The 12,463-nt window shown below is 55.1% G+C and carries 11 protein-coding genes; 5 read left to right on the top strand and 6 right to left on the bottom strand.

The window, feature by feature from the left end; genetic code table 11:
* Window positions 1-148 precede the first annotated feature (148 nt).
* The 4 genes from H151_RS17720 to H151_RS0106840 all read left to right on the top strand — a co-directional run bounded on the left by H151_RS17720 (window position 149) and on the right by H151_RS0106840 (window position 3,585).
* On the top strand, window positions 149-1,447 hold the full coding sequence (locus tag H151_RS17720) for a hypothetical protein (RefSeq protein WP_019960912.1): 1,299 nt from the start codon (window positions 149-151) through the stop codon (window positions 1,445-1,447).
* Window positions 1,448-1,569: 122 nt separating this feature from the next.
* Complete coding sequence (locus tag H151_RS0106855; RefSeq protein WP_019960911.1) at window positions 1,570-2,022, top strand: hypothetical protein; 453 nt, start codon at window positions 1,570-1,572, stop codon at window positions 2,020-2,022.
* Window positions 2,023-2,445: 423 nt separating this feature from the next.
* A complete protein-coding gene (locus tag H151_RS0106845) occupies window positions 2,446-2,904 on the top strand; it encodes a hypothetical protein (RefSeq protein ID WP_019960909.1) in 459 nt (152 codons plus the stop codon).
* Window positions 2,905-3,069: 165 nt separating this feature from the next.
* Window positions 3,070-3,585 (top strand): hypothetical protein, encoded by a 516-nt coding sequence (locus H151_RS0106840; RefSeq protein ID WP_019960908.1) that lies wholly within the window; start codon window positions 3,070-3,072, stop codon window positions 3,583-3,585.
* A gap of 59 nt (window positions 3,586-3,644) precedes the next feature.
* Here H151_RS0106840 and H151_RS0106835 read toward each other — a convergent pair whose 3' ends face one another.
* From H151_RS0106835 to gap, 3 genes are all read right to left on the bottom strand, one after another.
* Window positions 3,645-4,685 carry a class I fructose-bisphosphate aldolase gene (locus tag H151_RS0106835; protein WP_019960907.1) on the bottom strand — a complete coding sequence of 347 codons (1,041 nt, stop codon included), beginning with the start codon at window positions 4,683-4,685 and terminating at the stop codon, window positions 3,645-3,647.
* Window positions 4,686-4,829: 144 nt separating this feature from the next.
* Window positions 4,830-6,017, bottom strand: a complete 1,188-nt coding sequence (locus H151_RS0106830) for a phosphoglycerate kinase (protein WP_019960906.1) — start codon at window positions 6,015-6,017, stop codon at window positions 4,830-4,832.
* A 33-nt stretch (window positions 6,018-6,050) separates the two neighbouring features.
* A complete protein-coding gene (gene gap, locus H151_RS0106825) occupies window positions 6,051-7,061 on the bottom strand; it encodes a type I glyceraldehyde-3-phosphate dehydrogenase (RefSeq protein ID WP_019960905.1) in 1,011 nt (336 codons plus the stop codon).
* A gap of 251 nt (window positions 7,062-7,312) precedes the next feature.
* On the opposite strand from gap, the gene H151_RS0106815 reads away from it, so the two are divergent.
* Entirely contained in the window at window positions 7,313-8,506 is a 1,194-nt protein-coding gene (locus H151_RS0106815; RefSeq protein ID WP_019960903.1) for an NAD-dependent epimerase/dehydratase family protein, read from the top strand.
* Window positions 8,507-8,566: 60 nt separating this feature from the next.
* On the opposite strand, the gene H151_RS0106810 is transcribed toward H151_RS0106815, so the two are convergent.
* Genes H151_RS0106810 through H151_RS17690 form a run of 3 tightly spaced genes read right to left on the bottom strand, consistent with a single transcriptional unit; the run spans window position 8,567 to window position 12,449 of the window.
* Complete coding sequence (locus H151_RS0106810; protein ID WP_019960902.1) at window positions 8,567-9,949, bottom strand: Gfo/Idh/MocA family protein; 1,383 nt, start codon at window positions 9,947-9,949, stop codon at window positions 8,567-8,569.
* A 40-nt stretch (window positions 9,950-9,989) separates the two neighbouring features.
* Window positions 9,990-11,141 carry an acetylornithine deacetylase gene (argE, locus tag H151_RS0106805; RefSeq protein ID WP_026353877.1) on the bottom strand — a complete coding sequence of 384 codons (1,152 nt, stop codon included), beginning with the start codon at window positions 11,139-11,141 and terminating at the stop codon, window positions 9,990-9,992.
* A gap of 3 nt (window positions 11,142-11,144) precedes the next feature.
* Complete coding sequence (locus tag H151_RS17690; protein ID WP_019960900.1) at window positions 11,145-12,449, bottom strand: FKBP-type peptidyl-prolyl cis-trans isomerase; 1,305 nt, start codon at window positions 12,447-12,449, stop codon at window positions 11,145-11,147.
* Between the last annotated feature and the right edge of the window lie 14 nt (window positions 12,450-12,463).

The raw sequence follows: 12,463 nt of genomic DNA, 5'->3' as shown, positions 1-12,463 counted from the left end.
AAGCTCAATGCTCAAGCCAACTTAAACACAGGCTAACTCGAAAGTTCACAGTCCATTCATCGCTATGCGTTAAAGATCAAATTCAAGAAGCGAGGCTTCGCTTTGAACATCGCCTGAAGACGACCAATTCAGCCTATGGGGGGCTATTATGACACGATTTCTGCTTTCTTCAGCCTTGGGTTTAGTGATTGCGGGGGGCGCGATGGCGCAAGACCCCAATGCGAGCCCAAATTATGGCTCAACGAACTTGCGCGCGGGCTTTGTGCCGGATCCGCATTCCATCTCTATCACGGCCGGTGGTTCGATCACGCCAAACTCTAAAATGGGTGCCAGCTGCCGTGGTGAAATCTCAGACGCCCCGGATTATGTGGTCGATTATCGCTCAGGCAGCAGCGATCTCTATATCCGCGCACGCTCCAATGATGACATCACCTTGGTGGTTCATGGCCCCGATGGGCGGTGGTCGTGTAATGATGACAGTGATGGCCTGAACCCTGAAGTGGTGTTCGACAATCCACGCTCTGGCGAATATGCGATCTGGGTCGGCACCTATGGCGGCGGGTATAGCGAAGCCACTCTGGCGGTTTCTGAGCTGTCGAGTTCTGGCTATGGCGATAACAGCACTGGCGGTGACGTGGTCGATCTGTTCGGCAATCCGACCTATGGCACGATCAGTCTCAATTCTGGCTTCTCACCCGATCCGCACACCACCAGCCTGACCGCCGGTGGAACGATTGATGCGAACCAGGTTGAAAGCTCTTGCCGCGGTAAAATCGCACGCAATCCTGATCTACGCCTGGACTATGATGCAGGCTCTTTGCCACTTTATATTCGCTCGCGCTCTTCGTCTGACACGACCTTGGTTGTAAATGACCCCAATGGCACATGGCATTGTGATGATGACAGTGCGGGCAGCCTGGATCCGCAAATCCATCTCAGCTCTCCTTCCAGCGGCACCTATGACATCTGGGTTGGCACTTATGGAGATGATACGGCCTCTGCGACTTTGGAAATCTCTGAGCTGTCGTCAAGCAATAGCTCATCCACGCCAACCGGTTGGACGCCGGATTTCACCGAAGGCCCTGCCTTTGGCACGACGCGTCTGCGTGCAGGCTTCACACCCGATCCGCGTGAAGTGCGTGTGACCGCAGGCGGTACGCATTCGGCCAGCGGTGTCGGGTCCAATTGCCGCGGCAATATTGCCAACGCCCCTGATGTGCGTCTGCAATGGGATGGCGGTGATATCACCATCAAAGCCGAAGCGCGCGATGACATCACCTTGATTGTCAATGATCCCAACGGTAATTGGCATTGTGATGATGACAGCGGCAATGGGCTTAATCCCCTGCTGCGCCTGAATGGCTCTGGCCAATATGATATCTGGGTCGGCACCTATGGCGGGGGCAGCGGTATCCCTGCAACTGTCGTCTTTACTGAGCTTGACTAAACCAAGATTGCCCTTGTCATACGGCAAGGGCAAACCCTACCCATCCCCCTTGGGACGATAACGGATGGGTCTATGCGCGAGCGGTTCCGCTGGGGGGCCGTATAGACTAAAGGACAATGACCATGTTGAAATTTGCTTTGATCGCTGGCGTTAGCGCCGTTGCTTTTGCCTCTGGTGCTATCGCTCAAGACTTCACCGCCGCTCCGGCTTTCGGTGAAGCTCACCTGAGCTCTGGCTTCCTGCCTGATCCGCACGAAGTTCACCTGGTAGCCGGCGGCTCTCTGGATGCCTCGTCTATCAACTCATCTTGCTCTGGCTCAATCGCCAACGCCCCCGATTTCCGTCTGCATTTTGAAGGCGACACCATCTATATCGGTGTACGCTCTAGCGATGACACCACCTTGGTCGTCAACGGCCCAGACGGCAACTGGCATTGCGTTGATGACGTTGATGGCCTGAACCCTTTCCTGGGTGGCAGCTATGGCGCAGGTCAATATGACATCTGGGTTGGCACCTATGGCGGTGGCACCTCTGACGCGACCCTTTACATCACTGAGTATTCTACACCTCAGTAAGCGATCAGCCCACTGATCATTTGAAAAAGGCGGGTCAATGACCCGCCTTTTTTATTATCTCTTTTTATGACGCCACCTTTGTCCGAACTTTATTGCGCGGTTTATAAAAGTCTTATGCCTGGACAAAGTGAAGTTATTTAATACGCCCTTCAATTTATGTTGATGATTCAATATTTTATATCAAATTATAAGTAATTTTTACAATATTTTCATTTAGATAAAAAATATTTACCTGAATTTTAAAATTGAACTTACCCAGCGCAACCCCTAAATCCCCTTGCATCAAGCGCAGGACCTTTTCACCTCCCCGCGGTCAAGCTTGATCATCCCCTGAGCCTGCCATGCTCAGGGGATCCCAATTTCGCCCTGCGTCTCGCAGGACCTTTGCGACACCAGCGTCGCGCAAAAAAAATGGAAATTACAATGTTGAAATCAATTCTTGCTCTTGGCGTTGCTTTTGCCACTTTAACCTCAGTCAGCTTCGCACAAAACACCAATGCCACCCCGCGCAATGGCGAAGCAAATCTCAGCGCTGGCTTTTCTGCTCCGCATACGATCAATGTCGTTGCAGGCGGCAATATCGACGCGTCTGAAGTCCACGATGATTGCGTTGGCACCATTTCCAGCACCCCCGATTACCGTGTGGATTACGACGGTGATGCCCTGCGCATTGGTGTTCACTCTGAAGAAGACACCACCTTGGTCGTACACGGCCCTAATGGTGAATGGGTGTGCGTAGATGACTTTGACGGTCTCAATCCGTTCCTGCACGAACCTATGGGCGCAGGTCGCTATGTCATCTGGGTTGGGACGTATGAAGAAGATAGCCAATATCAGGCGAGCCTTTACTTCACCGAAACCGAGACCCCGATCGAGGAATAAACCGTAAATTGATGCGGACAAAGGGGGGCGTATTATACGCCTCCCTTTTAATTTTATTTATTATTTGAGCCTCTTACTCGTTAAGCGCTCAAGTCACTTCGCACCCGCAACACTTATCCATTGCCCCTTCAATCAATAAGGTCTTTTTTGCACTCGGAGTGGGACATGGGGCAGGTCGCAATCGAATACCGCCCTATGGATAATGATGTTCAACGCTGGGAGACTTCCATGAAACAGTTTAGCTGGGCCCTTATTCCAACGCTTGGCCTCTGCCTGAGCGCCTGCGGTGAAAAGGCCGATCTCTATTTAGACGGCGGGTTTGAACCCACACCCCATACGCTCAATATCCAGGTGAAAGCCGACACCGCTTTGGCCGAGATTTCCCATAATGCCGATTGCCTGGGGCTTGGCCCCCACAAACCCACCCTCACCTTGGCCTATAACAAAACCAAAGCCGCGGTCCTGATTTTCCGCGCTTTTGATGGCGATGCGGATATGACCCTCATGGTCGAAACGCCGGGCGGTCAATTCGTGTGTAATGATGATTACTTCCTGCTTGACCCTCAAGCCAGTATCGCCGCCCCGGACAATGGCCTTTATAAAATCTGGGTCGGCATTCACGAGAATGATGCGATCTCTGACATCACCGCACGCTTAGCTATTAGTGAGACGGCGCGCTAATAAAAAGCCCCGCATCCAGACTGGATGCGGGGCTTTTGTTTTAATCCGGAAAAAAGCGCTTACGCGGCTTTGTCTTCCAGATCGGCTTTCCACTCACCCAGTGCGGCAAGACCGTTCATCTCAGCGCGGTGATTGAAGGCGGCCTGACCGGCAGCGACATTTTCTGCCTTGCCGCCCCAAGCCTTCAACGGAGCGGCTTGCAAAGCGCGCCCGTAAGAGAAGGTCACCGGCCATGGCAGGTCGAAACCTTCATTGATGATATTAAGGTGCGCAGTCGCATCTTCGTCTGACTGGCCGCCTGACAAGAAGGCAATCCCAGGAACGGCGGCTGGAACGGTGCTCATCAAGCATTGAACGGTCAGCTCAGCGACTTCTTCGCGGGTGGCTTGCTCTTGGCACAGCTTGCCCGCGATGACCATGTTCGGCTTCAAGATCGTGCCTTCCAGAACGACGCCTTGCTCGAACAGCTCTTGATACAGGCGCTTCAAAGTGAACTCCGTCACTTCATAGCAGCGATCAATATCATGATCGCCATCCATCAAAACTTCAGGCTCAACGATCGGCACGATATTGTTTTCCTGGCACAACATCGCATAGCGCGCCAAGGCGTGAACATTGGTGTTGATGCAGTATTGTGAGGGCACAGACTCATCGCCATTGCGACCCACTTCGATCACGGCGCGCCATTTGGCAAAGCGTGCGCCCAGCTGATAATATTCCGCCAAACGATCGCGCAGACCATCCAGGCCTTCGGTGATGGTTTCTTGGCCATCGGTCCCGGCCAAAGACTTTGCGCCCAGATCAACCTTAATGCCGGGCACCGCGCCAGAAGCTTTGATCAGATCCACCAAAGGCGTGCCATCAGCGGCGTTCTGGCGCAGGGTTTCATCATACAAGATGACGCCAGAGATCCGGTTGTTCATCGCATGCTCGGTACGGAACAACATTTCGCGCCAATCGCGGCGACTGTCAGCGGTTGATTCCAAGCCAATGGTCTCAAACCGCTTGGTGATGGTGCGCGTTGATTCATCGGCGGCCAAAATACCTTGGCCCGGTGCCACCATGCGCACTGCGGTTTCGTAAAGCTCATCAATATCCATGACTTGTCCCCTATCCCTTAGGTGTCGAGCGTATCAAGAAGTATGCAAAAGTGCGGGCGTTATATGCTGCCCATGCGAAAGGGTCACCCCTTGGGGCGACAGATTTGACGAGAACAGGGCCAGAAGTCTAGCCCTGATCGAAAATTAAGCTTTCAAAGCTTCAATTCCTGGCAGAGGCTTACCCTCCAACCATTCCAGGAAGGCCCCGCCGGCCGTTGAAATGAAGGTAAAATCGTCGGCGGCCTTGGCGTGATTAAGCGCAGCCACCGTATCCCCGCCGCCGGCCACGGCGACCAAACCGTGATTAGAGCAGCGCTCAGCGGCGAAACGCGCCGCCTCAACCGTCGCGGTATCAAAGGGGGCGATTTCAAACGCGCCCAAAGGCCCATTCCACACCAAAGTGCGTGCCGTTGACATTGCATCGGCCAGCATGTCCACGGTGGCATTGCCACAATCAAGGATCATCTCATCGGCTTTGATATCGGTAAGATCACTGGTGCGATGGGCGGCATGGGCTTTGAACTCGCGCGCAACGACGCCATCCACAGGCAGCAAAATTTCGCAACGCTCTGCGCCCGCAATGTCCAAAATCTCGCGCGCCGTGCCCAGAAGATCTTTTTCGCACAGGCTGGCCCCAATCTCTGTGCCTTTGGCCGCCAGGAAGGTATTGGCCATGCCACCGCCCACGAACAGGCGATCAACTTTTTTGACCAGGTTTTTCAACAAATCGAGCTTGGTGGAAACCTTCGCCCCGCCCACAATGGCCAGAACCGGATGGTTCGGGCTTTCCAGCGCCGCTGTGACATGATCAATCTCGCGCTGTAAGGCGATCCCCGCCCCAGAGGGCAGAAGGCGCGCAACGCCTTCGGTGGAGGCATGGGCGCGGTGCGCCGCCGAGAAGGCATCATTGATGTAAATATCGGCGAGCTTGGCCAATTCAGCGGCAAACTCGGGGTCGTTTTTCTCTTCGCCCTTATGAAAGCGGGTATTTTCCAGCAACAGCACATCGCCAGGGCTCATGCCCGCAATGGCCTTTTGCGCGACATCGCCGATGCAATCTTCGGCAAAGCCCACGCGCACGCCCAAAAGATCGGCCAAAGGCGCAACGACGGGGCGCAAAGACATCTCAGGCACGCGCTCGCCCTTGGGACGATCAAAGTGCGCACACAGAATAACTTTGGCTTTTTGCGCGCGCAAGGCCTCAATCGTGGGCAAGGCCGCGCGCAGACGGGTATCGTCACTGACGACCCCGTCTTTCATCGGCACATTAAAATCAACCCGAACCAGGACGCGTTGCCCGGCAACATTCAGATCTTCCATACGACGGATCATGACAGGCTTCCCTCCCCGGTCAGGTTTTAAAACTTACAGAAACTTGCCCATTTCCTTGGCGGTATCGACCATACGGCAAGAGAAGCCCCACTCATTGTCATACCAGGTCATGACGCGCACCAGCTTGCCTTCGATGACATTGGTTTTATCCAAAGCGACAATCGACGAGCGCGGATCGTGATTATAATCAATCGAGACCAGCGGCAGGGTGTCACAGCCCAAAACGCCCTTCATTGGGCCTTCTGAAGCGGCCTTCAAGGCGGCATTGACCTCATCGGCGGTGGTTTCACGGCCCGGGGTGAAGACAAGATCAATCACCGAGACATTCGGGGTCGGAACGCGCAAAGACGCCCCATCCAGCTTACCCTTCAAGGCGGGCAGAACCTCACCCACGGCCTTCGCGGCCCCCGTCGTGGTCGGAATGATCGAGATCGCCGCGCCGCGCGCACGGTGCAGGTCTTTATGGTTGCGGTCCAAAGTCGGCTGATCACCGGTATAGGCATGCACGGTGGTCATGTGACCGCGCTCAATCCCCACCAGATCATGGAGGACCTTGGCCACCGGGGCCAAGCCATTGGTGGTGCATGATGCGTTCGACACGATAATGTCCTCAGCGCTCAATTGGTCATGATTGACGCCATAGACGATGGTTTTATCGGCATTTTTCGCAGGCGCAGAGACCAGAACGCGTTTTGCACCGGCCTCGATATGGGCCATAGATTGCTCTTTGGAATTGAACGCGCCGGTGCATTCCATCACGATATCAATGCCGAGATCTTTCCATGGCAATTGCTTGGGATCGCGGTTAGAGACTTTCTGGATCTTACCAAAGCCCGCATCAATCCAGTCATCACCGGTTTCGATGGTGCCCGGGTAACGCCCATGGACAGAATCATAGGTCAAAAGGTGCGCATTCGTTTCCGGCGTCGCAGAATCGTTGATCGCAACAATTTCGACTTCGTCCCAGCGCTTGTGCTCGAGCACCGCGCGCAGAGCCAAACGTCCAATCCGACCAAAACCATTAATCGCAACGCGTAGGGCCATGAAAGCGCTCCTGTCTTGTAATGCCTTGCCTCATCCCTTGGAATATAAGGACAAAGCCCAAAATTGGTATTATCTCTCGCGCGGTTTAGCGCGCCTTGATCGCCAGGTCTAGGCGCAAGATCCAGCCCTTACGCCAATTATCAGGTGTTCTTCAGCAGTATTCTTTCTTTGACAGACTTGCATCTGTTATCGTGTCCTGTCAGAACGCGAAGAATTCTTTACACAAAGCGTGACAAACTGGGGACGCTTCCATGAAAGTTATAGTACTCGGCGGTGATGGTTTTTGCGGTTGGCCCACGGCGCTGCATCTCTCCAATCTCGATCATGAAGTTTTGGTGGTCGACAATCTGTCGCGCCGCAAAATTGATGTCGAATTGGAAGTCGACAGCCTGACGCCGATCCGGCCCATCGGCGAGCGCTTGGCCGCCTGGCATGAGATCACAGGCAAGACGATCCGCTTTATCAATATGAATATTGGTAAAGATTATCAGGAATTAGTCGATCTGTTGCTGGCGGAAAAGCCCGACACCATCGTCCATTTTGCCGAACAGCGCGCCGCGCCCTATTCGATGAAAAGCGCGCGCCACAAACGCTATACGGTCGATAATAACCTCAACGCCACCAATGATGTGCTGGCCGCGATTGTCGAAACGGGCCTCGACATTCACCTGGTTCACCTGGGTACGATGGGCGTTTATGGCTATGGCACTGCCGGGATGAAAATCCCTGAAGGCTATCTCAAAGTAAAGGTCGAAACCTCTGATGGGTTAAAGGATCAAGAGATCTTGTATCCGGCCAATCCAGGCTCGATCTATCACATGACGAAGACCCAGGATCAGCTGTTCTTCCATTTCTATAATAAGAATGACAAGGTTAAGATCACCGATCTGCACCAGGGTATTGTTTGGGGCACCCAGACGGCCGAAACCCGTAAAGATGAGCGTCTGATCAATCGCTTTGATTATGATGGCGATTACGGCACGGTTCTCAACCGCTTCTTGATGCAGGCCGCCGTGGACTTCCCACTGACCGTGCATGGCACCGGCGGTCAGACCCGCGCCTTCATCCATATTCAAGACACGGTGCGCTGCATTCAGCTCGCCATCGAGAACCCACCACAAACCGGTGAAAAAGTCCGCATTCTCAACCAGATGACCGAAACCCACCGGGTGCGCGATCTAGCGAAAATGATTGCCGACATCACCGGTGTTGAGGTGGCCTTGCTGCCTAATCCGCGCAATGAAGCCGATGAGAACGATCTTCATGTGGAAAATGAGACCTTCTTGTCGCTGGGCCTAAAGCCCATCACCCTTGAAAAAGGCCTGATGGAAGAAGTCACCGAGATTGCCAAGAAATATGCCGATCGCTGTGACCGCTCTAAAGTCAAGTCCGTCTCTTACTGGAATAAGGACCGCGCCGCCGCCCAAGAGGGTGCGCAGGCCTAAGGCCTTCGCCATGCTTCCAAAAAAGCCCCGCTCAGCTGAGCGGGGCTTTTTATTAATGCCTTATCCGGCATAGACATCCGCCATCATTTCCCCGGCGGACTGCCAGGCCCCACGGGTGAAGTCTGGAATATCTTTCGAGTTGGAGCGATCTTCCAGTGAGGCTTCTGACAGCGGATTGATCACCGACCAGGCCGCTGCGTCATAGACGTTTTGATCAAGAGGTAAGCCATTGCGCAGGCAATAAACCAAACGCCACAGCATCACATAATCCATGCCGCCATGGCCGCCATGCTGCGCGGCCAGGCCAGAGACTTGCGTCCATAGCGGGTGATCATATTGAGCATAATAGGGCTCCATATCCTGGTCCCAATGGTGGAAATCGCCAGAGGCTTCCAAGGCGATCCGATTGGGGAAGCCCGCAAACACCCCGCCCGTGCCCTGGATCAGATTGTGACGGCTATAGGGGCGCGGCGTCGTGGTATCATGCTGAACCATGATCGTGCGGCCGCGCACGGTTTTGATCAACGAGGTATTCATATCCCCGCAGATATAGCGCATCTGATTGCGCTCATGATCGGCAGGGAATTCACGTTGCGCATAAAGCTGACGCCCCAAGGCCGGTGAGGCCATAGAGGTCATATAATCAAAACGATCACCGCGATTGATGCCCATATATTGTGAGACCGGGCCTAGGCCATGGGTCGGATAAAGATTGGCATTGCGCCGCGCATGCCAGCCGGTACGCCACAGGCCCGTGCCCTCTTCAGTGTCCTTCATCTGCCAGCGCAGCTCGTGGATATAGGCGGCCTCGCCATGGAGAAGCTCACCCAGCACATTCTGGCGCACCATGTTGAGCGCCATCAGCTCATCACGGCCATAGCAGACATTTTCCAGCATCATACAATGCTGGCCCGTGGCTTCCGAGGTCTCAACCAGGTCCCAGCACTCCTCAACACTCAAAGCCACCGGCACTTCAACGAAGGCGTGCTTACCGGCCACCATAGCGGCCTTGGCCATGGGATGGTGCCAGCGCCAGGGCGTGATCACAAAGACCGCATCAATATCATCACGAGCCAACAGCTCGCGATACGCCTCATCCGAGCCGGTATGAACGGCCGCTTCAGGCGCGCCATTGTCGCGCAGGATGGTTTGCGCGCTGGCAATCGCGGCCGGTACCACATCACAGATCGCCTTGATCTCGACCCCATCAATATTGGCCAACAGGCGCAAATGGGTCGCGCCCCGGCGCCCGGTGCCAATCACCCCGACGCGGACCTTATCCAGGCGCGGCGCGGCATAGTCGATCATCCGGCCTTGGGTATTTGGATTATTGCCCTGGGCGCGTGCGCCCGTGCTCAGCCCTATGGCGGCGCTGCCCATTAAGCCCGCTTGCAGCACACCGCGCCGGGTGGCGTGGGGCTGGGGTAGATTTATATCTGACATGAAGATCCTCCCTCGTCTTTTAGACTTTAGAGGACATCCTTCACTGTGACAGACGATTTTCCAGTTTTTTCATAAAACCAACGCAGGCTTCAATCTGTGATAAAGCCACAAATTCATTGGGCTGGTGCGCCTGGTCAATGGAGCCTGGCCCACAGATCACCGTAGAAAGCCCACCTTGCTGAAACTGGCCGCCTTCAGTGCCATAGGGCACAACGCGCGGACTGTTATCGCCTGTCAGGGCACGCGCCAGAGCCTCCGCCACGCCATCGGCTTCAGGACGCAAAGGCGGCACATCAGAGATTTGCTCAATCGTGATCGAGGCCGAAGGGGCATAGCGGCGCATCTCGGCTTCAATCTCCGCCGCGAAGGCGCGAAAACGCGCGCCCATGTCCGGACCATCATCCCAGGGTGCAGGGCGCATCAAGCTTTCAAACCAGGCCTCTTTGGCCAAAATATTGATCGCCGATCCGCCATGAACCTGACCGATGGTCACCGTGCCATAAGGCGGAGAAAAGGCACTGTCAGCGGGGGCTTTGGCCTTCATGGCTTTGGCTTCTTGCACAATCCAATGCATCAACTCGGCCGCATAGGTCACCGCACAGGCCCCGCTTTCGACCAAGCTGGAATGGGCCTCAAAGCCGCGCACCGTCACTTTGAACGAATAAAGCCCTTTATGCCCCGAAACGACTTGCATCATCGTCGGTTCGCCCACAATCACCGCCGAAGGGCGTGGACCGCCCTGCGTGATCGCTTCGATCAAGGCCGGGGCCCCGATACAGCCGACTTCCTCATCATAGGATAGAGCAAAATGGACGGGGCGTTTGAGATTGGCTTTGGCAAAATCCGGCGCGGCCGCCAACCCACAGGCGATAAAGCCCTTCATATCGCACGTGCCACGCCCATAAAGACGGCCGTCTTTTTGCGTGACCACAAAGGGATCACTATCCCAGGCCTGGCCATCGACGGGCACGACATCGGTGTGGCCCGACAGGACCACACCGCCATCGACTTGAGGACCGATCATGGCGTGGAGATTGGCTTTTTGCCCATCGGGGCTAACCACCCTTTGGGTCATCGCCCCGAGATCGGCCAAATAGGCCTCGACCCAGTCAATCAAAGCCAGGTTAGAGACGCGTGAGGTGGTATCAAAGCCCACCAAACGCGCCAGCATCTCCACTGCCGTCATTGTCATGGATTAGTGCTCACCCTCCCCGGCTGGCTCTTCCAGATTTTCCGTTTCAACTTCGGCTTGCGGTTCTTCCACCGGCTGACGGCGCGGCAGGCCCACCAGCTCCATCTTGAACACCAAGGTCGAGTTCGGGGTGATGAACTCACCGCGTTGAGAATTGCCATAAGCCAGAGTGGTCGGGACATAAATCTCCCACGTCTCACCTACACGCATATGGCTCAACGCTTCATTCCAGCCTGGGATGAAACCGTTAGAGGGATATACGATCGGCTGACCAGCCTCATAGGAGGAATCAAACACCGTGCCATCCACCAAACGGCCTTCATAATGGGCCGCGATCACTTCACCGACCGCAGGGCGCTCATCGCCCTCTGTCACCGCATTTAGGATACGGAAACGCAGACCTGAGGGCAGTTCGAACACACACGCCAAAGACCCGACGGCGGCCATATAGGCTTCACCATTGGCCAGGTTATAGTCAGAAATGGTCTGGCCCTCTTCGCGGGGAATAGAGGTAAACTCCAGCGTTTCAGCTTCAGAGGCGCCGCAGGTGCGTGCCTCTTCAACGATGGGCGAAAGGTCGATCTTCGCGGGTGGTGGCGGTGGCGGTGGCGGTGCCGCAACATCAACCATTTCGACGTTGAAAATCAAAGCTTCATTTGGCGCGATAACATCACCGGCACCATTTTCGCCATAGGCCAGATGCGGCGGGACATACAGCGTCCACTTATCGCCCTTGCGCATGTCACCCAGGGCTTCGACCCAGCCTTCGATGACGCGGTTTGAGGGGAAGGTTTCGGTCGCTTCACGCAGGTAAGCCGAATCAAAGATCTCACCATCCAAGGTGACGCCTTGATAGTAGACGGTCACCAGATCGTCCTCATTGGGGGAAGGCGCATCTTCAGGACCGTTTTCATCCACGCGGATCTGCAGACCCGACGGCGTGGTGTAGATACAATCGGCCTCGGCATTCGCCGCCAGGAAGGCTTCGCTCAACGCAGCATTATAGTCAGCATCGCTTTGGCCATCAGTGCGCTCTGGCGCATCAAAACTAGCAGCAAAATCTGCACCCAGATTTTCACTATACTGACCGGCAGCCTCTTGAACCCGCGCGAAATAGGCGGCCTCGTCTTCACCCTCTTGCATCGCCAAGGGCTGAAGATAGGCCAAATGCGTATCGCTTTGACACTGACGGGCCGCGTCCAAGGATGATACAGGGCCGACACTAGATCCGGTTTCAGATGAACACGCCTGCAAGGCGAGGCCGGCCAAGGCCGTGGTGCACAGGGCCAGATAGGATAATCCGCGCATACTTTCCCCCTCAT

It is taken from the genome of Woodsholea maritima DSM 17123 (assembly GCF_000382325.1).
Taxonomy (GTDB): domain Bacteria; phylum Pseudomonadota; class Alphaproteobacteria; order Caulobacterales; family Maricaulaceae; genus Woodsholea; species Woodsholea maritima.
Note: the sequence above shows the minus strand (reverse complement) of the source record. Positions and strands in the feature narration are given on the sequence as shown.